Consider the following 24,191-nt stretch of genomic DNA (forward strand, 5'->3'; position numbering starts at 1 on the left):
CCCTATTTTGAATAAGAGCAGAGAGAAACTGAAAAGAAGGAATCGGTTCTGAAGATTTGAAAAAAGTTTTGAAGATTGGAAAAAAACTTTCTAAAAGCCGAGCACATATCACAGACTTTTTAAATGATTGAGGCGTATCGGGCAAACGGGCAAATGTACATAATTTTAGATGATGAATTAACAAACAATTACAAATTTGTAAATCTGAGCCATTCCATGAATCTGACCGATTTCATAAAAGAGGAGTTCACAACCTAACTGACTTTTTGAATCGACGTTTTAAATAGCAAAACTTAAGAAGCTAAAAAATTAAGAGGCTCCATAAATACTCATTTTCAAAAGCATAAAGGGACAAACTCAGATAAGTGAGAGAAAATGGGGGATTCCAGAGACTTCGAAGCCAGCAACCGGCATCGTGGAAATGAAGAGGGGAAAAGAAGAGGGGAAAAGAAGAGGGGAAAAAGAAGAGGGGAAAAGAATGATGGATCAGTTTCCTTCAAATAATCCGAATCCTGTCCTAAGGGTAGATGGAGAGGGGACAATCCTCTACGCGAACAAAGCTGCAAGTCCTCTGGCGGAATACTGGGGCACCGGGGAAGGAGAAAAGCTTCCTCAAGCGATGGTCAATAAGATAAAGGGAATACTTTCTCAAAAAAACCCTGAAAAACTTGAAATTAATACGGAAAAAAAGACCTATTCCGTCACATTCTGTCCCCTGCCGGAGGATAACTGCGTATATCTCCAGGGCTTCGACATAAGTCCTTTCAGGCATGCTGAAGAAGAACTGAAAAAAAAGTATGAAGAGCTTGAGTCAAGGGCCGGGAAAAGGAATCCCGACCCCGCGGGGGCAAAAGCACAGCTTTACAGGGAAATTTCCGGGAAAAAACAGACTGATCAGGCCCCACAGGACTGTCCTTTATTTCTGGAAACCCTGCTGAATACGATTCCTGCCCCGGTCCTTGCCAAGGACAGGGAAGGAAAGTACAGGGAATGCAATGAGTTTTTTTCCCGGGAAATTGCAGGGATCCCGAAAGAAGAGATCCTGGGAAAAACGATTAAGGAAGTATTTCCGCAGCTCAGTCCCGAACTTGCGGATGCCATCCACAGACAGGACCTTGAACTGCTCGAAGAGGGAGAGAAAGACAGCTACGAAACCGAATTTCCGTGTGCTGACGGGACCGTAAGGAATTTCCTTGTAAACAGGGCCGTTTTTAAGGATGAAAATGGAAGAACAGCCGCAATGGTCGCCGTAATGCTGGACGTAAGCGAACTCAGGAGAAACGAGAAAAAAATCCGAAACAACGTAAAATTTCTTGAAACTCTCCTTAATACCATACCCAACCCTGTTTTTTACAAAGACCGCAAAGGAGCTTACCTGGGCTGCAACGAAACGTTTAGTAGAATGATCACAGGCCTTCCTGAAGAAGAAATCCTCGGATATACCCTCCCGGAACTGACTGACAGGTTCATGATCGATTTTTCCCCGAAGTTTTCCACCGAGGAAATCCGGAAACTAATTGAAAACTCCGATCAGTACCACAGGGAAGAACTCGAACTTATCAAAACCGGAGGGTCCCAGCTTGAAGAATATAAAGCTTTTTGCGCGGATGGGATGAAAAGGGATTTCCTGACAAGCAGGACTGCATACCGCAATGAAGAGGGAGAGGTTGCAGGCATGGTCAGTGTGCTGCAGGACATCACAAGGATCAAGCAAATTGAAAGAACTCTCCGGGACAACCTGCAATTTCTCGAAACCCTGATAAATACCATTCCCAACCCCATTTTCTACAAAGATCGAAACGGCGCATACATAGGCTGCAACGAGGTCTTTGCAAACCGGATTTTCGGGCTTCCCAGGGAAAAAATCATAGGAAAAACCCTTCCAGCCCTTCAGGTCCCCGTCACGGAAGAGCTCAAGGAATACTGCCATAGATTGGCTCTCGAACTGGCCAGGACCGGGAAAAAACAGGAAAATGACCTCGAATTCGTCTGCGCGGACGGAAAAACAAGGGACTTCATCGTCAACCGGGCTGCATTCAGGGACGAGGAAGGGGAAATTGCCGGAATAGTAGGGGTGATGCAGGACATAACCCAGCGCAAGAGTGCGCAAGAAGCCCTCAGGGACACCGTGAGTTTTCTGGAAACCCTGCTTGACGACATCCCGAGCCCTGTTTTCCAGAGAGACAAAAGCGGGATTTACCTGAACTGCAACGAGACCTTTGCCAGCCAGATTATGGGGCTCCCGAAGGAAAAAGTCATAGGAAGATCTTTTGCCGATTTTCGGAAAAGGGTCCCGAAAGAACTTGTGGAAATCTACCAGCTGCATGACCAGGAGCTTCTAAAGCAGGGGGAAAGCCAGTATTACGAGACAAAGGTGGTCTGTGCAGACGGCGTAAAAAGAGACTTCCTTTTCCACAAAGCCGCATACAAAGACAGTTCCGGAAACGTTAACGGAATTGTCGGTGTGATGCTGGACATAACCCAGCGCAAGGAAGCAGAAGAAATATTTCGGAAAAGCGAGGAAAGATTCCGGGAAGTCGCAGAAAGAACCGGGCAGCTTGTTTATGATTATGATTTGAGGACCGGACAGAGTTCCTGGGAAGGAGCCATTGAAGAAATAACAGGGTACGGTTACGAAGAGTTCCAGGACTTCGTCCCTGAAGCCTGGGCCGAACATCTCCACCCTGAAGACCGTAAAAGGGTCGTTGAAGTCCACAAAAAGTGCCTGGAGACCGGAGAAGCTTTTCACGAAGAATACAGGCTCAGGAGAAAAGACGGCAGCTACTTCTATGCAGAGGACAGCGGTTTCTATTTAAAAGATGAAAACGGGAAAGTCTGCCGAGCTCCCGGCGTAATAAAAGATATAAGCGAAAGAAAGCTCGCCCAGGAAAAAATAGAGGAAAGTGAAAAAAAGTTCCGTATCATTGCAGAGCAGATAGGGCAGCTAATTTTTGATCAGGACCCCGAAACGGGGAAAATCAAATGGGAAGGAGCCATTCAGGAAATTACCGGGTACAATTCCGGAGAGTTTAATTCGTTCAGTATCCCGGACCTGCTGGAAATCATACATCCTGAAGACAGGGAGAAAGCTTTTGCGGGACATGAAGCCTGCATGAAAAGTGGTGGGTCCTACAATGAGGAATTCAGGCTCAGGAAGAAAAATGGGACTTATATTTATGTGGAAGACACTGCGTTATACCTTAAAAATGAAAAGGGGAACGTATACAGGATCCTCGGAGTAGTAAAAGACATAACGGAAAGAAAACTTTCGATGCAAAAAATAGAAGAAAGTGAAGAACGCTTCCGCCTCGTCGCCGAACAGACCGGACAGGGAGTCTATGACTATAATGTTGAGAGTGAAAGGCTTTCCTGGACAGGGGCCATAGAAGAGATAAGTGGGTACCGCGCCGAAGACCCCCGCATTTCATCAAGGGAGCTCTGGGAATCCCATATCCACCCTGAAGATCGTAAGCGAGCAGCCGAGTACTACGAACAAGCCCTGAAAGAGGGGAAAGAATACCACCAGGACTACCGGATACGCAGAAAGGACGGAAGCTACGCTTATGTGGAAAACAACGGGGTTTTCCTGAAGGACGAGAAAGGCCGGGTATACCGGATGCTCGGCGCAATAAAAGACATTACGGAAAGAAGGCTTGCAAGGGAAAAACTCGAGAAAAGTGAAGAAAGGTACAGGCTGGCAGCGGAACAGACAGGGCAGATTGTATTTGAGCATGACCTTAAAAATGAAGTTATCGACTGGGTGGGAGCTATCCAGGAACTTACAGGCTATTCTCCGGAAGAATTCCGGAAATTCGACACTGAAAAATGGGAAGAACACGTCCACCCTGAGGACAGGAAACGATCCATCGAAAGGATCACGGAAGCCCTCGAGAAGGGGGAAAGGTTCGTTGAGGAGTACAGGTTCAGGAGAAAAGACGGGGACTATTTCTACGTGGAATCCTGCGGGATCGGGATGCTCGATGAGGAGGGAAAACCCTTCAGGGCACTCGGGGTGATGAAAGACATTACTGGAAGGAAGCTTGCCAGGGAAAAACTTGAGAAAAGCGAAGAAAGGTACAGGCTGGCAGCTGAAAACACAGGGCAGATCGTTTATGATTATGAGATTAGGACGGGAAAAATAGACTGGACAGGAGCTATTGAGAAACTTACAGGATACGGTATCGAAGAATTCCGGAAATTCGGAAAAGACGAGTGGATTTCACACATACATCCCGAAGAAAGAATTCGGGTGGTAGAAAGCATAAAGAGGTCCCTGGAGACCGGGGACAGGATTCAGGAAGAATTCAGGTTCAGAAGAAAAGACGGCAGCTATTTCTACGTGGAAGACAGCGGGACGGTCCTGATAGACGGAAACGGGCTCCCTTACAGGGTCATTGGCGTTAAAAAAGACATCACGGAACAAAAACTTGCCCGTGAAAAACTTGAAAGAAGTGAAGAAAGATACCGCATGATTGCGGAACATACCGGACAGGTCCTCTATCATGATAACTATATGGCAGGGAAAATTGAATGGGCGGGAGCGATCCCTGAAATTACCGGATACGGCTTTAAGGAATTCCAGGAAATAACCGAAAACGGCTGGCTTGGGCTGGTCCATCAAGAAGACCAGGCAAGGGTGATAGCAGCACATGAGCAGTGCAGGAAAACCGGAGGGGATTTCTTTGAAGAGTACAGGCTCAAAAAAGCTGACGGAAGCTATGTCATCGTGGAAGATGAGGGAGTCTACCTTAAAGACGAAAACGGAACCGTATTCAAGGCACTTGGAGTTATCAAAGATATCGCGGAAAAAAAGCTTGCCCAGAAGAAACTGAAGGAAAGCGAGGAACGCTTCAGGGTCGCTACCGAGCAGACAGGCCAAATCGTCTTTGAACATGACCACATAAATGACATACTTTCCTGGGCAGGCGCAATCACTGAAATTACCGGGTACGGTATCGAGGAATTCCGGAAATTAGGCAGCAACGTATGGCTTGAACATGTCCACCCTGAAGACCGGGAAAGGGTTCTTGCAGAACTCAGGAGATTCAAGGAAAAAGACAGCCACTTCCGTGTGGAATACAGGTTCAGGAGAAAGGACGGGAGCTACTTCCATGTAGAAGACAGCGGGGTCTACCTGCGAAATGAAGCAGGGCAGATCCACAAGGCTGTCGGGGTAATAAAAGACATCGGCCCGATAAAGCTTGCCGCGGAAAAACTCCAGGAAAGCGAAGAAAGGTTCCGCATAGCGGCAGAAAAGACCGGCCAGTTAGTGTACGATTTCGACATCGGTTCGGAAGAGATAAGATGGGCAGGGGCAATTGAGGACATTAGCGGTTACACCCATGAGGAAATCCATGAGCTTACGACCAGGAAGCTCTGGAAAGAGCACATTCACCCTGAGGACTATAAAGAAGTAGTCAAATATTTTGCAAATGCCCTTAAGACAGGGGGGAGTTACTGCCAGGAATACAGGTTCAAAAGAAAATCCGGGGGCTATATTTACGTTGAAGATTGCGGGATTTATTTGAGAGATAAAAAGGGCAGAGTATACCGGATGATAGGAGTAATAAAAGATATCACTGAGAGAAAGCGAGGAACGGAAGAATTGCGGAAAAGCGAAGAAAGGTTCCGCGTCGTTGCCGAACAAACCGGGCAACTGGTATACGATTATGATATATCAGAAGATAAAATAAGATGGGCGGGAGCCGTCAAAGAACTTATGGAATACAGTGAAGAAGAATTTGAGAATATAAAGAGTCTGGAGGAATGTAAAGAATTCCTGCATCCGGGGGACTGCAAACGTGTGGTTGATTCATATAAAAAATGCCTGGAAACGGGAGAAAGATACCGTGAAGAATACAGGCTCAAAAGAAAAGACGGGAACTATATTTACGTGGAAAACAGGGGAGTATTCCTGAAGGATGGAAATGGGCGTATATGCAGGATGCTCGGGGCAAATAAAGACATTACACAGCTCAAGCATTCCCTTGAAAAAGTAAGGGAAAGCGAAGAGAAATACCGCTCATTCATACAAAACTTCAAAGGAATTGCCTTCCAGGGGAATATGGACTTCACGGCTCTTTTCATGCACGGGTCTCTTGAGGAAATAACAGGATACAGGGAAGAGGACTTCTATCCGGACGGGGTGAGATGGGACCAGATAATCGATCCCGAAGACCTGCCAGCTGTCCTTGAAGACGCAGAAAAATTGAGGATGATTCCTGGGGCCACTACCGAGAGGGAATACAGGATAAGGAAAAAGGACGGAAACATCTGCTGGGTCCACGAAATAGTCCAGAATATTTCCGATGAATCGGGAAAACCCATCTTAGTGCAGGGCTCTATCTATAACGTAACTGAAAGAAAGGAAGCAGAAGAAGCCCTGGCAAGGACCGAGGAGATCCGCAAGAAAGAGATCCACCACCGGATCAAGAACAACCTTCAGGTGATATCCAGCCTCCTTGAACTTCAGGCCGACCAGTTCAGCGAAGAAAAAGTGGTAGAGGCGTTCAGGGAAAGCCAGAACCGCGTGGCGTCCATGGCCATTATCCATGAAGAGCTGTACAGGGCAGGAGATACCGAAACCCTTGATTTTGCAGCCTATCTCAGGAAACTGACTTCAGACCTTCTCCGCTCGTATACTATCAGGAAAGAAGACATAAAGCTGAAGCTGGAGGTAGAGGAGATATTCCTGGGAATGGATACGGCAATCCCATTAGGGATCATTATCAACGAACTTGTCTCCAATGCCCTGAAACATGCTTTCCCTGCAGGAGGGAAAGGAGAAATACACATCAAACTTTTCCGGAGAGAAGGTTCAGGAAATAAAAGTATAAGTAACATTACAAATAATATTGATGCAAGGAGCACTATTAACAAAAATAATCAGTTCACACTGATTGTTTCGGACAACGGGTTGGGTTTTCCGGAAAACATTGACTTCACAAATACCGATTCTTTAGGTTTTCAGCTTGTAAATACCCTTGTAGAACAGCTGGAGGGTACGATCAAGCTTGAAAGAAACGGGACAACGCTTTTCAGGATTAAGTTTCTGGAAAGTGGGCAATGACCCGGAACCAGAGTATGAATAAAAGGGGAAATAAAATGAAAAAGGCAAAAATTCTGGTTGTCGAAGACCAGAACATCGTGGCTCTGAATATCAGGAACAAGCTTAAGAATTTAGGCTACGCGGTTCCAGCTACTGCGGCTACCGGAGAAGAAGCAGTCAGGAAAGCGGAACTGACAGATGCTGATCTTGTTTTGATGGACATAATGCTAAAAGGGGATATGGACGGGATATCAGCGGCTCAGGAAATCAAGTCCCAGTTCGGGATTCCCATCCTGTACCTGACCGCTTACACGGACGAAGAAACCCTCGGCAGGGCAAAAATGACCGAACCTGCAGGGTATATCTCGAAACCTTTCAAAGAAGAGGACCTGCACAGCAACATTGAAATGGCGCTGCACAAACACAGGCTTGAAAAGGAAGAAAAGGAAGCGGAATAAAATTCCCTGCCCTATTTTTTAAAGCTTTTTTGAAGTTTATTTGAATTTAACTTAACGAAGTAAAAACTTCATATGAGACAAAAAAGGGGACCCGGGGAGTAGCTTTGTTGTCAGCCCCAAAAACGGGGAAATGAAAGAAAAAAGGAGGAAAATGAATGGAACATTTTCCCTCGAAGAACCCTAATCCCGTACTCAGGATAGGAAAAGACGGAAAGGTCCTCTATGCAAACAGGGCTGCCAGCCCTTTACTTGAAACCTGGGGGATCAAGGAAGGAGAAAAAACCCCCGAACTTATTGAAAATGCTGTCCTGAAAGCCCTGAGTCGGGGAAACTGCGAAGAGCTAGAACTGGAAACCGAAGCCCGGACATATCTTGTCACACTGAATCCCTTTCCTGAAGAAGCCTGCGTAAATGTCTACGGGTACGACATAAGCAGCCGGAAAGAAATTGAAAAAAAGCTGCATATCCGGGAAAAACAGCATATAGTGCTCGAAAAGCTCGGAAAAATGACCCTTACCTGCACAAGCCTCCAGGCCCTGATGGATGAAAGCACAGGACTGGTAGCCAGTACTCTGGAAATCGAATCCTGTAAAATCCTTGAGCTGCTCCCGGATGGAAATTTTCTGCTTCGAGCGGGATTCGGACTGGGGAGAGAACTCGCAGGAGAGCTAATTATCGGAAGAGGAAAGGACTCCCTGGCAGGATACACGCTGCTTTCAAGGAGACCTGTTTCCGTAAAAGACATGAAAGAGGAGACCCGCTTCAAAAAAACCGCTTCTGTTGCGGACCAGGGCCTGGTAAGCGGGATTAGCATTATTATAGGGGAGGCGAAAAGACCTTTCGGGGTGATCGAAGCCTTCTCAACGAAAAGAAGGGAATTTTCGGAAGAGGACCAATATTTCCTTAGTTCGGTCGCATTTCTGATTGCAGGGACAACTGAACGCAGGAAAGCCGAAGAAAAACTACGGCTGCACCAGAAGCTTCTAGAAAAACAGGTAGAGGAAAGGACCAGGGAACTCACTAAAACGAATAAAACCCTGACCACGGAAATTGTCCGGCGCGAGCAGGTTGAACAGACCCTCAGGAGCAATATGGAACTGATGGAAAAACTGCTTGGCACAATGCCAAACCCCATCTATTACAAAAACACAGAAGGAGCTTACAGGGACTGTAACGAGAACTTTTCCAGGCTAATCGCAGGCCTGCCAAAAGAGGAGTTGATGGGGTCTACAACTCCGGAAGTTGCCGAAAAATTGCTGCCTGAACTTATCATTAAAGCCCCGGAGCAAAACAAAGATAAGCTGTTTGAACAGGCCAGGGAAATCCACTGGAAAGACCTGGAACTGCTCCGGAAAGGAGGAAGCCAGGTTTTTGAAGATGAAATACTATGTTCTGACGGCGTAAAGCGAAATTTCCTTATCAACAAGTCAACCTTCGGGAACGGAAAAGGCGAGGTTTCAGGGCTCCTCTGTATGATGCAGGACATAAGCGAGCTCAAGCTGGCTGAAAAAAAGCTCAGAGACAACCTCTATTTTCTGGAAAAGCTTCTCGATGCCATCCCCACTCCCGTGTTTTACAAAGACAGGGAAAACAGGTATCGGCTCTGCAATGAAGAGTTTATCAGGAAAATCGCCGGGATCCCGAAAGAGCAGATAGTTGGGTATTCCCTGCATGAGTTCATAAAAGAACAGCCTGAAGACCTTATCCTTCTTCATGAAAAATACGACCGAACCCTTATGAGGGAGAGAAAGACCCAGCGCTACGAAGCACAATTGAAATGTGCCACCAAAGGGTTCAGGGATTTTCTCATAAACAAAGCCCCTTACATCGAGAAAGACGGAGAACCCGGGGGGATTGTCGGGGTGATGTTCGATGTAACCGAAAACAGGCAAGCCCGGGAAACCCTGGAGAGAAGAGAAGAGCGCTACCGGCTCGCTGCGGAGCAGACAGGGCAAATTGTTTTTGATTATGACTTCAAAACCGGCTCCGTTGACTGGGCAGGGGCCGTTACGGAAGACACCGCCCATATCATCGAACTTCAGAAATTTGACATGAACCGCTGGTGCGAAAAAATACATCCTGAAGACCGGGGACGTGTAAGGTCGGCATTTGAAAAATCCCTTAAGACAGGAGAGAAGTTCCATGAAGTATACAGGTTCAGGAAAAAGGAAGGCGGATATATCTATATGGAGGAAAGCGGAATTTTGTTGAAAGACGAAGAAGGCCGCATCCGTAGAATGCTGGGAGCAAAAAAAGACATAACCGAGAGAAAAATGGCAGTGGAAAAGCTGCATAAAAGCGAAGAAAGTTTCCACTCCTTCATGCAGAACTTCCGGGGGATCGGGTTCCAGCTTGACAGGAACTTCAAAACGGTATTCATACACGGGGCTGCAGTAGAAATCACAGGCTACAGTAAAGAGGACTTCCTTTCCGGGAATATAGAGTGGACCCGGCTTGTCAAAGAGGAAGACCTGCCGCTTATCCTGGAAAAAAGGAGAAGATTGAAGGAAGAACCGGAGCTGTTTACCGAACTTGAGTACCGGATAAGGAGAAAAGACGGGAAACTGCGCTGGGTCAGGGAAGTTATCCAGACCGTACCCGACGGACCGGATAAGTCAATACAGTTCCAGGGCTCGTTCCACGATATCACCGAAAGAAAAACAGCAGAAGAAGCCCTGGAAAAAGCCGAAAAGGTCCGGAAAAAAGAGATCCACCACCGGATCAAGAACAACCTCCAGGTAATCTCTTCCCTCCTCAGCCTCCAGTCCGAAAAATTCGGGGATGCGCAAGTGCTCGAAGCTTTCCGGGAAAGCCAGAACCGCGTAATATCCATGGCTATTATCCACGAGGAACTCTACAAAGGAGACGAAATCGATACCCTTGATTTTGCAGCCTATCTCCAGAAACTGACCGCAGATCTTCTAAGTTCATACAGGGTCGGGAAAGGTGACATCAGCCTGGAGCTTGACCTTGAGAAAATTTACCTGGGGATGGACACGGCAATCCCCCTCGGAATCATTGTCAATGAACTGGTTTCCAACGCCCTGAAACATGCCTTCATGACCGGAAAGAAAGGGAAGATTCGCATAAACCTCTGCGGAAAGGAAAAATTTACCGCAAACCCGGAGGATTGCGGGACAGGATCCGAATGCAGGAAAGGGCAGGGCTTGCAGGCGAAAAAGGATTTGCAGTTGGAAAAGGGGTTGCCGTTTACACTAATTGTGGCCGATAACGGTCCGGGCATCCCGGAAGAAATCGATTTCAGGAATACTAGTTCCCTGGGGCTCCAGCTAGTAAATCTCCTTGTTGAACAGATAGATGCCTCCATCGAGCTTAATAACAGCACCGGGACAGAGTTCAGGATCGATATTACGGACAACTGAAATTAGTGGTTTACTGGTTTATTGATGCGGGGTAAGAACCAGGCTCTATGCTCAGGAACAACTTATTTTAAATATTTCAGATAGTGGACACATATTTATAAGAAATATAAATAAAGAAGTATAGATGAGTGGTAAGGGGATATGGAAAGAATAAAGCTTATTTCCAGCTCCTTGAAACATGTTTTCCCGGAAGGAAAAGGAGGAGAAATCCTTATCAAACTTTTCCAGACAGCCCACAATAAAAATAAAGTTATAAATAGGAACAGAAAAATTAATAAAAATGGTAATAGTAAGTACAGTACTCAGTTCTCATTGATCGTTTCGGATGACGGGTCAAAATTTCCTGAAAATATTGATTTCAGGAATACCACCTCTCCGGGATTGCAGCTCGTAAACACCCTGGTGGAACAGCTCGAAGGAAACATCGAACTAGAGAGAAACGGAGGCACTAAATTCATTATCCGGTTCGGAGGAACCGGGTGACCAAAATGGCAATTAACCGATTCAAAGCTAACAGCAATGAAGGAAAACGGGGGTAACAAAATGGGAAAAGCAAAGATTCTGGTTGTTGAAGACCAGAATATCGTAGCCCTGAATATCAGAAACAAGTTGAAGAACCTGGGATATACCGTACCAAGCACCGCAGCTTCAGGGGAGGAAGCAATCCGGAAGGCAGAGTTAACAGGTGCTGACCTGGTTTTGATGGACATCATGTTAAAAGGAGAAATGGACGGGATCGAAGCAGCAAGGGAGATCAAAGCCCGCTTTGGGATACCCGTAATCTACCTTACCGCCTACACGGACAGCGAAACCCTGGAAAGGGCCAAAATGACCGAACCTGTAGGCTATATCTCAAAGCCTTTCAAGGAAGAAGACCTGCACAGCAATATAGAGATGGCTCTCCATAAACACCGTGCTGAAAAGGGAGAAGAGGGGGAAGGTGAAAAAGAAGAAAAAGAAAGCGTTTAAGACAAAACGTTGAATGGAATAATCAGGGATTAAGTGAAAAAGAATTAATGCGGCAGGAAAATAAAAGTTGTTCTGGCAAACTCCGCTGCAAGGTGCGGAGTATTCAGATTAAAAAAGTAAGGATGAAAACAGGCACATATACCTGTGAAATCTACTTTTGAGAGCAGAACATCCTTTAAATCCAGGAACACATTTTAAAGCCGACAATCCCCTGGTGTCTTGCCAACCGAATACCGCCGAATAAAATAGATCGCAATTACTCATAGTCGTTCACACTCAACCACAATCATTCATACCCGTTCATAATCATTCATAATAGTTCATACTTGTTCATGGCAATTCAATGCCTGGCGATTGACGCGACACCAGGATAAGTTCTACTTTTTAATAGCAAAATATATCTGAAGAGAGTATCGGCTGCATTCATCCCCAAACTTAAAATCTGAGGGTCCACGAGAAAATTAGTGCAAAATTTAAAGAACCGGACAGCGTATGGAAAGACTTCAGACCTTTAAGATCCATAATAGAAGACGGCTTCAAATTTGTGAAAAAAATGTACTCTCCGGAGAATTTACACATGTAATTCAGGTTATTACTTGAGTTCACTGCGAGTTTCAGTTGTCAGGGTAGCTATTGAAGACGGGGCAGAGACCTGCTTTCCCTCAAAACCTTCAACCTCAGAAGGTCTGAAAATCCTGGTTCCGTGATTCACATTTATGAAATATTTTTTATTCCCAAATCCGGGTATCGGACATTTTAAGTGCGGGGATTTAATTTTTTCTGGCTTCCAGAATTTCTAAAATACTCTCCAAGTTCATAAAAAATTTAAAATAATAACAAATATGTCTACTTCTAAAAATACTTCCTAAATACATAAAAAAATTTAAAATAATACCAGAAATATTTTATAATAGGATGACATAAACGATCAAAGTCAACTCAGGAAATTTAACAAAAGGATTGATGAAAATTTATTCAAAGAGTTGACCTGGCTTAAAGCCTGAATTCGTCAAAAAGGAGGTTTTAAACTAAAAGTGAATATAACTTTCATTTAATTCATAACAGATTCTAATTACAAAAAACAGAAGCTTCAGCTTCATTTCTGATCTTTCTGCGTGATTCGCATTTTTGAAGAGTGAATGTACTAAGAGCGAATGCCCTCTAAAAGTGCTGTTCCCCGCATAATAGAGGACAGGGAAAGAGTCGGAAAAATATTACAATCAATTCATAGGGAATTTTCAGAACTCATGGGAATATTATGGAAAACACTCCCTGAGGATCAGAATACTTTAGACTAAAAAATCCCTAGATAGTCCAACCCAAGGTGATAAAATGCTAAAACTGAAGCTAGGAACCCGAAAGCTGATTTCTATTTCAATTTGCTTTTTAATGCTGCTTGCTACAAGCTCAGCAGCATTAGCAGCATCAGGTGATTTAGCAAATGTTCAAGTATCCAAAGTTAGTGGAACTGTTACGGTAACAAACGAAGATGGTACTGTTGTATATAAAGGTTCAGACGATGCAGACGCTATTGAAGCGGCTATGAAGGCAATTGATAGCGGTGTCATCTCCTTCCAGAAAGGCGAATATAATATCGACCGTACACTTCGTTTAAAATCAGATATAACCTTCATCGGAGAAGAAGGAGTAGTATTTGACTGCATTAGCTCCCCGGGATTTACTACCGGGACAGGTGGCTATTCTTCTTCAACAATACCAGTGGCAAGTAATGCCAACTCAGGGACTACACAGATTAAGTTGTCCAGTGTTTCTGGCTTGAATGCTGGGAACTATATAAAAATTTCAGACGATTTCACAGTTTCCTATGAAGGGAACGCTTACAAAAACGGCGAGCTGGCAAAGATAGTTGCCATCGACGGTTCAACAGTCACAATTGACAAACCTCTGTACGATAGCTATACCACATCGAGGAATGCAAAGGTCCGAGAAATCTCAATGCTTGAAAACATCAGGTTTGAAAACATTAAGTTTGTAGGAAAAGGAATGGACACCAGTTCTACTGCGATCTATTTCTATGCCACGAAGAACGTTACGTTCTCAAATTGTGGAATTGAAGATTTTGGCACCCGTGCGATCAGTTTATTTGATTGTTTAGACTGTACTGTAGAAAACAGCACCTTTAAAAGGATATTCAAAGACGGGACAGGGTATGGAATTGCCATAACAAATGCCTGTGACAATATCGTAATAAAAAACAACTCTTTCCTTGAAAAAGGCAGGCACTACATTGCTGTCGTGTCCAGCAGGGGAGGAGTCACAACTGACGGCTTTACCAGGCATGTAGATGTTCTGGACAATATTTTCAGAGATTGTGCTGACGAAGCTGTAAACTCACACCCGACTTCATCTCCGATTTTCAGAGTTATTGGCAATGAATTCTACGATTCCAGAAAAGGTGTAGAACTCGCCAGAACTGACAGCATCGTAAAAGACAATAAATTTTATCGCTGTGGAAATGCCCTGGTTACATTAAGCACCGGCAACCACGTGATTGAGAACAATTACTTCAACGGAAATAGAATCTCCATTATTCCTCACGCGACAAGCAACATAATAAGGAACAATGTGTTTGACAACGGCGGCTATATCATGCCGGAACTCAATGCCGTAATTGAAAGTAATACTTTCAGGAATTATTCAGGGTATATCATATACGCATCCGGCTCAAGCAGTTCCTACCTGCAAAACATTGAAATTTCAAACAACCTGTGTGAAGACCCCCTTACACTGGCAATGAAATTAAGCTATGCTAAAAATGTTAAATTGTATAACAATGACCTGAGAGGGTATCCTGAATTTAGAGCCTGTGACAATGTAGAAATCGACGGCAACAAGATAAACTCTCCTGCCTCTTCTGGGGTCAGGGTTATTGATGCAAAGGGTCCCTACACAATAACAGATAATGAGTTTAAAGCTGACAGTGTAGGAATTTCCCTTGAAAACACCGGCACATCATTGATTAATGAAAAGATTCTCATCGCGCGTAACGCCGTCGATGCCCCTAAAGCATATTCTAATGACGACTATTCAAATGTCATCGTAGAAGGAGGAACTCCTGAAATCGGAGATTCTACACCAGGGGCTTCTGACAATCCGACAACTCTGGTAGGAGTACAGGATTCCCGCCTTCGTGAAGGCTCTCCTGACACGGTATACAATGACGTTAGTTATCTCGACCTTGGAGGCAGAGACGAAGTCGGCGCATACAGAGACCTTGTCATTTTCGACTTAAGCGAATACGAAGATGCCGAGCTGATCGAAAATGCGACCCTTTCCCTTTTCTGGTACTACCCCGAAGGAGCGGAAAGGTCCGAGGACACAATTGTCGAAATTTACAGGCCTGAAGCCTGGAACCCCTACTACGTGACCTGGAACAGCAGGGACCTTAACACTCCCTGGGCGAATGCCGGCGGAGACTGGTATGACCGGAATAATGCCTCCCAGGGCAGTATCCCCTACGCAACGATTACCATCAAGGGCAGTGATGTTCCTGACAACAGCTACCATGAACTTGACGTAACCGAACTTGTGAAAGAGTACGTGAGCGGCGAGTACGAGAATACGGGATTCCTGATAAAAGCCCGCACGGAAAGCGGAAACTACATGGCTTTCTACAGCAGTGACTGCGGAATAACGGAATCTATCCCGAAGCTCGATATAGAACTGAAACCAGAGTCTGGAGATACACCTGAGTCTGGAGATACACCTGATGAAGCTCTCGTCCTGAGCAACCTTCAGGACAACCGCCTCCGTGAAGGCTCTCCTGACACGGTATACAATGACGTTCGTTATATCGACCTTGGAGGCAGAGACGGAGTCGGCGGGTACAGAGACCTGGTCCTGTTCAACTTAAGTGAATTGGACAATGCTGAAAGTATCGAGAATGCTACCCTTTCCCTCTTCTGGTACTACCCTGAAGCAATAGAAAGGCCCGAGGACACAGTTGTCGAAATATACAGGCCTGAAGCCTGGAACCCCGACTATGTCACCTGGAACAGCAGGGACCTTAACACTCCCTGGGCGAATGCCGGCGGAGACTGGTATGACCGGAATAATGCCTCCCAGGGCAGTATCCCCTACGCAACGATTACCATCAAGGGCAGTGATGTTCCTGACAACAGCTACCATGAACTTGACGTAACCGAACTTGTGAAAGAGTACGTGAGCGGCGAGTACGAGAATACGGGATTCCTGATAAAAGCCCGCACGGAAAGCGGAAACTACATGGCTTTCTACAGCAGTGACTGCGGAATAACGGAATCTATCCCGAAGCTCGATATAGAACTGAAACCAGAACCAGTAGTTCACGTCCTTAACAACCTTCAGGACAGCCGGCTTCGTGAGGGCTCTCCTGACAGAGTATACAATGACGTCCGTTATCTTGACCTTGGAGGCAGGGACGGAGTCGGCGGGTACAGAGACCTGGTCCTGTTCGACTTAAGTGAATTAGACGATGCTGAAAGTATCGAAAGTGCGGCCATTTCCCTCTTCTGGTACTACCCGGCCGGAATAGAAAGGCCCGAAGACACAATTGTCGAAATCTACAGGCCGGAAGCCTGGAACCCCGACTACGCCACCTGGAACAGCAGGGACCTTAACACCCCCTGGGTGAATGCCGGAGGAGACTGGTATGATCTGAATGATGTCTCTCAGGGCAGCACCCCGTACGCAACAATAACCATTAAGGGAAGTGACTTCCCAGACAACAGCTACCATGAGTTTGATGTAACCGAACTTGTGAAAGCGTACGTAAGCGGCGAATACGAAAATACGGGATTCCTGGTCAAAGCCCGCACAGAAAGCGGAAACTACATCGCCTTCTGCAGCAGCGACTATGAAGACGAAAACCAGAAACCTGTGATGACTGTATCGGAAAAAGCATAAGTTTTCCTCAGTATCGGGTTCGTAAAAAAGCTTAAAATACCCGCGCAGAAGGAAAAATCCTTTCTGCGCAGGAAATTTTTTTAATTTTAATAGTTTTTGGCAGCATTTTTTGAGTATAACCGTTTTTGGCAGCATTTTTTGAGTATAACCGTTTTTGACAGCATTTTTTGAGTATAACCGTTTTTGACAGTATTTTTTGAATATAACCGTTTTTGACAGCATTTTTTGAGTATAACCGTTTTTGGCAGCATTTGTTAAGACCTGACAACTCCACATGGGTGACATTACTGAAATATACCTGAAAAGGAGCTTTGCCGATAGTTTTTGATTCCGTATCCAGGGAATAATTTTCTACAATTTTCCCAGCTAAGAAATTCTGCCTGAATTTCTTATTTATATTCGTCCGGATCTACTTTTATCAATTTTACTTTCCCTCTTTTTCCTATGGTTCCTTATGCCTACTTACATGCTGGATTTTAGCCCTCTTTCTTCGTTTTTCCGGGAAGAATATAAATCTTACAAAAATATATTGGATATCTATAAAAAATTTTAACATAATACCAAAAATATTTTATAATAAACTTGTGTAAATGTTCAAAGTTGACTCAGGAAATATAACTAAAAATTAATTGGAACTTCATTTGATGAATTGACCAGGCTAAAGGCCCGGATTCATCAGACAGGAGGTGTTGAACTAAAAGGGAATATAATTGTCCTATAATTCATAACATATTCTAACTACAAAAACAGAAGCTTCGGCTTCATTTCCGAACTTTCTGCGTTATTCGCAATTTTGAAGAGTAAATGAACCAGGAGCGAATGCTCTCTGAATGTGCTGTTCCCCGCATAAAAGAGGGTAGAGCGAGAGTCGGAAAAATATTACAATCAATTCACAGGGAGTTTTCCAATCTCACGTGAAATTGTGAAAATACCCTCTAAGAATCGGTCTACTTTAGACTAAAAAATCCCTAGATAGTCCAACCCAAGGTGATAAAATGTTAAAACTGAAGCCAGGAACCCGAAAGCTGATTTCGACTTCAATAATTTGCTTTTTAATGCTGCTTGCTACAAGCTCAGCAGCATTAGCAGCATCAGGTGATTTAGCAAATGTTCAAGTATCCAAAGTTAGTGGAACTGTTACGGTAACAAACGAAGATGGCACTGTTGTATATAAAGGTTCAGACGATGCAGACGCCATTGAAGCGGCTATGAAGGCAATTGATAGCGGTGTCATCTCCTTCCAGAAAGGCGAATATAATATAGACCGTACACTTCGTTTAAAATCAGATATAACCTTCATCGGAGAAGAAGGAGTGGTATTTGACTGCATTAGCTCCCCAGGATTTACTACCGGTACCGGTGGCTATTCCTCTTCAACAATCCCGGTGGCAAGTAACGCCAACTCAGGGACTACACAGATTAAGTTGTCCAGTGTTTCTGGCTTGAATGTTGGAAACTACATAAAAATTTCAGATGATTTCACAGTTTCCTATGAAGGAAGAAGCTATAAAAACGGCGAGCTGGCAAAAATAGTTGCCATCGACGGTTCAACAGTCACAATTGACAGCCCCCTCTACGATAGCTATACCACATCGAGGAATGCAAAGGTCCGAGAAATCTCAATGCTTGAAAACATCAGGTTTGAAAACATTGATTTTGTAGGGAAAGGAATGGGCACCAGTTCTACTGCAATCTATTTCTATGCCACGAAGAACGTTACGTTCTCAAATTGTGGAATTGAAGATTTTGGCACCCGTGCGATCAGTTTATTTGATTGTTTAGACTGTACTGTAGAAAACAGCACCTTTAAAAGGATATTCAAAGACGGGACAGGGTATGGAATTGCCATAACAAATGCCTGTGACAATATCGTAATAAAAAACAACTCTTTCCTTGAAAAAGGCAGGCACTACATTGCTGTCGTGTCCAGCAGGGGAGGAGTCACAACTGACGGCTTTACCAGGCATGTAGATGTTCTGGACAATATTTTCAGAGATTGTGCTGACGAAGCTGTAAACTCACACCCGACTTCATCTCCGATTTTCAGAGTTATTGGCAATGAATTCTACGATTCCAGAAAAGGTGTAGAACTCGCCAGAACCGACAGCATCGTAAAAGACAATAAGTTTTATCGCTGTAAGAATGCCCTGGTTACCTTATCCACCGGCAACCACGTGATTGAGAACAATTACTTCAACGGGAATAGGATCTCCATTATTCCTCACGCGACAAGCAACATAATAAGGAACAATGTGTTTGACAACGGCGGGTACATCATGCCGGAACTCAATGCAGTAATTGAGAATAATATATTCAAAAACTATTCAGGATATATCATATACGCATCCGGCTCAAGCAGTTCCAACCTGCAAAACATTGAAATCACCAATAACGTATGTGAAGACCCGCTGACAATGGCAATGAAATTAAGCTATGCCAAAAATGTGTCCTTAAGTAACAATAACCTGAGAGGGCACCTTGAATTTAGCAGGTGCAATGATGTACAAATCGATGGTAACAGGATAAATTCCCCCGCATCTTCTGGAATTAAAGTTATTAATGCAAGAGGGGAACACACTATAACGGATAATGAGATCAAAGCCGATAGTGTAGGAATTTCCCTTGAAAATACAGGAACATCTCTAATCAAAAACGAGATTATCATCGGACGCAATGCCATTGATGCCCCCAAAGCATATTCTAATGACGACTATTCAAGTGTCGTCGTCGAAGAAGGCGCTCCTGAGATCCCACTTTGGGGAGTGCAGGATTCCCGCCTCCGTGAAGCCTCACCTGATACGGTTTACAATGACGCCCGTTATCTCGACCTTGGAGGCAGAGACGGGGTCGGCGGGTACAGGGATCTTGTCATTTTCGACTTAAGCGAATACGAAGATGCCGAACTGATCGAAAATGCGACCCTTTCCCTCTTCTGGTACTGCCCGGATGGAAGAGAAAGACCCGAGGACACAATTGTCGAAATTTACAGGCCTGAGGCCTGGAACCCCGACTACGTCACCTGGAACAGCAGGGACCTTAACACTCCCTGGGTGAATGCCGGAGGAGACTGGTATGACCGGAATAATGCCTCCCAGGGCAGTATCCCCTACGCAACGATTACCATCAAGGGCAGTGATGTTCCTGACAACAGCTACCATGAACTTGACGTAACCGAACTTGTGAAAGAGTATGTGGGTGGCGAGTACGAGAATACGGGATTCCTGATGAAAGCCCGCACGGAAAGCGGAAACTACGTCGCTTTCTACAGCAGTGACTGCGGAATAACGGAATCCATCCCGAAACTCGATGTAGAACTGAAACCAGAACCTGTAGTTCACGTCCTTAACAACCTTCAGGACAGCCGCCTCCGTGAAGGCACCCCTGATACGGTCTTCAATGACGTCCGTTATCTCGACCTGGGAGGCCGGGAAGGAGTCGGTGGGTACAGAGACCTTTTCATGTTCGACTTAAGTGAATTAGACGATGCTGAAAGTATCGAAAGTGCAGCCCTTTCCCTCTTCTGGTACTACCCGGCCGGAATAGAAAGGCCCGAAGACACAATTGTCGAAATCTACAGGCCGGAAGCCTGGAACCCCGACTACGTCACCTGGAACAGCAGGGACCTTAACACCCCCTGGGTGAATGCCGGAGGAGACTGGTATGACCGGAATAATGCCTCCCAGGGCAGCACTCCCTACGCAACGATAACCATCAATGGAAGTGACTTCCCTGACAACAGCTACCATGAACTTGACGTAACCGAACTTGTGAAAGAGTACGTGGGCGGCGAATACGAAAATACGGGATTCCTGATCAAAGCCAGCACGGAAAGTGAAAACTACATCGCTTTCTGCAGCAGCGAATATGAAGATAAAAACCAGAGGCCTGTGCTGGCCATCTTGGAAAAAGCATAAGTTTTCCTCAATATCGGGTTCGTAAAAAAGCTTAAAATACCCGCGCAGAAGGAAAAAATCCTTTCTGCGCAGGAAATTTTTTGATTTTACTTGATTCTGACCGGACTTACCAGGACATGACTATTTTCCCGAACACCCGGACTGAAATACACCCGGAAAGGAGCTGTTTTGCATTCGATGCTTGTAATTCCCTTATTTAGCTGAAATTACTGTGTACTTTCATTTATTTGAGCCTGCCATTCAACGAATTTCAGGTACGTTTTTTCATGGTTTTGATCACTCACTATTCATGTTTCGTGTTTTTACGAGCCCCTTCTATGGAAGGAATTCTTTCGAACCAATTCCAAAACTTGGTGCAACATAAGTATCGGGGCCATAATCGCAGTTCAATATATCTCCTTCTTTTGGGCCATAATCCGGATTTTGAGACCTGATCTTTCTTTGATTTCAGATCCAGGAAATAAGCCTTTACAGGACCTTATTCAGCGAAAAAACTACGGGATACGTTTCTTTTTATGTTCATCCGGATCTACTTTTATCGAGCTTACTCTCCTCTATTTTTATGGTTCATTATGTCTACTCCCATTATGGATTTCATTCCACCCCTTCTTCATTTCCCGGATATCAAAAGGGGCATCTCTGTGAAATATATTTGAAAACTATAAAAAAAATTAACATAATACCAAAAATATTTTATAATAGGGTCGCATAAATGCCCAGAGTTCACTAAGGAAATTTAACTAAAAGATAAATAGAATCTTGTTTGGTGAGTTGCTAAGGCTGAACACCTATACTCATTCGAACAGGAGGCATTAAACTAAAAAAGAAACCATGAATATCCTATAATTTATGACAAATTTTCATTACAAAAAAACAGAAGCATCGACTTCGTTCCCACCCTTTCCGTACGACTGATATTTTCCAGGACTGAAAATATTCAGAGCGGAAGCTCTCTGCAAATGATGTTCCCGACAAAAAAGAAGTGGAGAGAGGGGCGGAAAAAATATTAAATGCAGTTTATATTAAATTTTTAAAATTTATGTAAACTTAGCAAAATAACCCCAAAAAATTCAATCTACCTTATACCCAAAATTCCCTAGATTGTCCAACCCCAAAGGTGATACAATGTTAAGAAGGATTCTAGGAACCCGAAAGTTAATTTCTTACTCAATAATCTGCTCCCTCATGCTGGTTGCGATCAGCTCAGCAGCAGTAGCTGCACCAGATGATTTAGCAAATATTCAAATCTCTAAAGAGAATGGAATTGCCACGGTAACTAATGAAAATGGCACTGTGATTTATGAAGGTGCTGATGATGTAGCTGCAATTGAAGCAGCTCTGAACGAGCTCGATAGTGGCGTCATACTCTTCCAGAATGGGGAGTATTCCATAGACCGTACAATTAGTTTAAAATCCGACATCTCCTTTGTTGGAAATGAAGGAGTTGTATTTGATTGCATTAGCTCTCCGGGATTTACTACAGGTACCGGTGGCTATTCCTCTTCAACGACATCTGTGGCAAGTGATGCAAACTCAGGGGCTACACAGATTAGTTTGTCCGATGTTTCTGGCTTGGATGTTGGAGACTATGTAAAAATCTCGGACGATTTTACAGTTCCCTATGAAGGGAAAGATTACAAAAACGGAGAACTGGTAGAGATTGTTGCCATTAACGGCACAACGATCACAGTTGCCAGCCCGCTGTACGATAGCTATACCGTATCAAGGAATGCGAAGGTCAGAGAAGTCTCAATGTTCCAGAACATCTCCTTTGAAAACGTTGGTTTTTCAGGATTTGGTATGGATACCAGTTCAACTGCCGTCTATTTATATGGTGTGAAGAACGTTACGTTCTCAAATTGTACAGTTGAAGATTTTGGGACTCGTGCGATCCTCTTATTTGATTGTTTAGACTGTACTGTAGAAAACAGTACCTTTAAAAGGATATTCAGAGACGGAACAGGATATGGAATTGCCATCACAAATGCCTGTGACAATATCGTAATAAAAAACAACTCTTTCCTTGAAAAAGGCAGGCACTACATTGCTGTCGTGTCCAGCAGGGGAGGAGTCACAACTGACGGCTTTACCAGGCATGTAGATGTTCTGGACAATATTTTCAGAGATTGTGATGACGAAGCTGTAAACTCACACCCGACTTCATCCCCGATTTTCAGAGTAATTGGCAATGAAATCTACGATTCCAGAAAGGGTGTAGAACTAGCCAGAACCGACAGCATCGTAAAAGACAATAAGTTTTATCGCTGTAAGAATGCCTTAGTTACCTTATCCACCGGCAACCACGTTATTGAGGGTAATTACTTCAACGGAAACAAGATTTCCATTATCCCTCACGCGACAAGCAACATAATCAGGAACAACGTGTTTGACAACGGCGGGTATATCATGCCGGAACTAAATGCCGTAATTGAGAATAATACCTTCGAAAACTACAGCGGCCGTATTGTATCCTCAGCAGGCTCAAGCAGTTCTTACGTGGAAAACATTGAAATCTCCAACAATACCTGCGAAGACCCACTGACGATGGCAATGGAATTCGGCTATGCTAAAAATGTTAGGTTAAATAATAATAACCTGAACGGGGATCTCGAATTTAGCGGATGCGATGATGTAAGACTCGAAGGCAACAGGATAAACTCCCCTTCCTCTTCAGGGGTAAGAGTTATTGATGCAACGGGCCCGCACTCTATAAGTGTTAATGAGATCAAGGCTAGCAGTGTAGGAATTTCTCTTGAGAATTCCAGAACAACTCCAATTAAAGACGAAATTATTATCGAAAATAATGTCATTGATGCCCCTGCAGCAATCTCTAATGATGATTATTCGAATGTCATCATGGATGAAGAGGGAAGCCCGGGAACTCTCAGGATAGTGGAAGATTCCCGTCTCCGTGAAGGTTCTCCTGACACCGTCTTCAAGAACGAGCCCTATATCGACCTTGGAGGCAGAGATGATGTCGGAGGGTACAGAGACCTTGCCCTTTTCGACCTGAGTGACTACGAAGATGCTGAACTGATCGAGAATGCGACCCTTTCCCTCTTCTGGTACTACCCTGAAGGAATGGAAAGGCCTGATGACACGGTTGTCGAAATCTACAGGCCTGAAGCCTGGAACCCAGATTACGTCACCTGGAACAGCAGTGACCTTGACACCCCATGGGTTCATCCGGGAGGTGACTGGTACGACCAGAATAATGTATCCCAGGGCAGCACTCCCTACGCAACGATAACTCTCAATGGAAGCGACGTCCCTGACAACAGCTACCATGAACTTGATGTAACCGGCCTTGTGAAAGAGTACGTAAGTGGTGAGTACGAAAATACGGGATTCCTTATCAAAGCCCGCACAGAAGGCGAAAACTACATCGCTTTCTGCAGCAGTGACTACGAAAACGGAAACCAGAGGCCTGTGCTAACCATCTCGGAAAAAGAGTAATCTTTCTCCTCAGTATCTGGTCGGTAGAATTACCGAAAATACCCGCGCAGAAGGAAGA

8 protein-coding genes are annotated in these 24,191 nt (G+C 44.5%); all 8 read left to right on the forward strand.

Translation table 11 applies throughout. The features are described 5' to 3' along the window. Positions 1-478 precede the first annotated feature (478 nt). The 8 genes from ACSAZK_RS04840 (at position 479) to ACSAZK_RS04875 (ending at position 24,133) form a co-directional block, all read left to right on the forward strand. The gene (locus tag ACSAZK_RS04840; RefSeq protein WP_440956269.1) at positions 479-7,069 is read left to right on the forward strand and encodes a PAS domain-containing protein; all 6,591 of its coding nucleotides are present in this window, start codon (positions 479-481) and stop codon (positions 7,067-7,069) included. Positions 7,070-7,104: 35 nt separating this feature from the next. After that, positions 7,105-7,506 carry a response regulator gene (locus ACSAZK_RS04845; RefSeq protein ID WP_440956270.1) on the forward strand — a complete coding sequence of 134 codons (402 nt, stop codon included), beginning with the start codon at positions 7,105-7,107 and terminating at the stop codon, positions 7,504-7,506. Positions 7,507-7,661: 155 nt separating this feature from the next. Continuing rightward, positions 7,662-10,889: a PAS domain S-box protein gene (locus tag ACSAZK_RS04850; protein ID WP_440956271.1), complete on the forward strand. Its 3,228-nt coding sequence runs from the start codon at positions 7,662-7,664 to the stop codon at positions 10,887-10,889. A 312-nt stretch (positions 10,890-11,201) separates the two neighbouring features. Next, positions 11,202-11,372: a hypothetical protein gene (locus tag ACSAZK_RS04855; protein ID WP_440956272.1), complete on the forward strand. Its 171-nt coding sequence runs from the start codon at positions 11,202-11,204 to the stop codon at positions 11,370-11,372. Between the two features lie 60 nt (positions 11,373-11,432). Next, positions 11,433-11,858 carry a response regulator gene (locus ACSAZK_RS04860; RefSeq protein ID WP_440956273.1) on the forward strand — a complete coding sequence of 142 codons (426 nt, stop codon included), beginning with the start codon at positions 11,433-11,435 and terminating at the stop codon, positions 11,856-11,858. Between the two features lie 1,389 nt (positions 11,859-13,247). Continuing rightward, the gene (locus ACSAZK_RS04865; protein ID WP_440956274.1) at positions 13,248-16,763 is read left to right on the forward strand and encodes a disaggregatase related repeat-containing protein; all 3,516 of its coding nucleotides are present in this window, start codon (positions 13,248-13,250) and stop codon (positions 16,761-16,763) included. Between the two features lie 1,055 nt (positions 16,764-17,818). After that, positions 17,819-20,677: a disaggregatase related repeat-containing protein gene (locus ACSAZK_RS04870; protein WP_440956275.1), complete on the forward strand. Its 2,859-nt coding sequence runs from the start codon at positions 17,819-17,821 to the stop codon at positions 20,675-20,677. Between the two features lie 1,185 nt (positions 20,678-21,862). Then, positions 21,863-24,133: a disaggregatase related repeat-containing protein gene (locus ACSAZK_RS04875; RefSeq protein WP_440956276.1), complete on the forward strand. Its 2,271-nt coding sequence runs from the start codon at positions 21,863-21,865 to the stop codon at positions 24,131-24,133. Positions 24,134-24,191 lie beyond the last annotated feature (58 nt).

It is taken from the genome of Methanosarcina sediminis (assembly GCF_052056915.1).
Classification (GTDB): domain Archaea; phylum Halobacteriota; class Methanosarcinia; order Methanosarcinales; family Methanosarcinaceae; genus MTP4.

Excerpts from the sequence above, each read along its gene's own strand:
- ACSAZK_RS04860 (WP_440956273.1), top strand. The coding sequence starts at position 11,433 with ATGGGAAAAGCAAAGATTCTGGTTGTTGAAGACCAGAATATCGTAGCC.
- ACSAZK_RS04865 (WP_440956274.1), top strand. The coding sequence starts at position 13,248 with ATGCTGCTTGCTACAAGCTCAGCAGCATTAGCAGCATCAGGTGATTTA.
- ACSAZK_RS04850 (WP_440956271.1), top strand. The coding sequence starts at position 7,662 with ATGGAACATTTTCCCTCGAAGAACCCTAATCCCGTACTCAGGATAGGA.
- ACSAZK_RS04845 (WP_440956270.1), top strand. The coding sequence starts at position 7,105 with ATGAAAAAGGCAAAAATTCTGGTTGTCGAAGACCAGAACATCGTGGCT.
- ACSAZK_RS04840 (WP_440956269.1), top strand. The coding sequence starts at position 479 with ATGATGGATCAGTTTCCTTCAAATAATCCGAATCCTGTCCTAAGGGTA.
- ACSAZK_RS04870 (WP_440956275.1), top strand. The coding sequence starts at position 17,819 with ATGCTGCTTGCTACAAGCTCAGCAGCATTAGCAGCATCAGGTGATTTA.
- ACSAZK_RS04875 (WP_440956276.1), top strand. The coding sequence starts at position 21,863 with ATGCTGGTTGCGATCAGCTCAGCAGCAGTAGCTGCACCAGATGATTTA.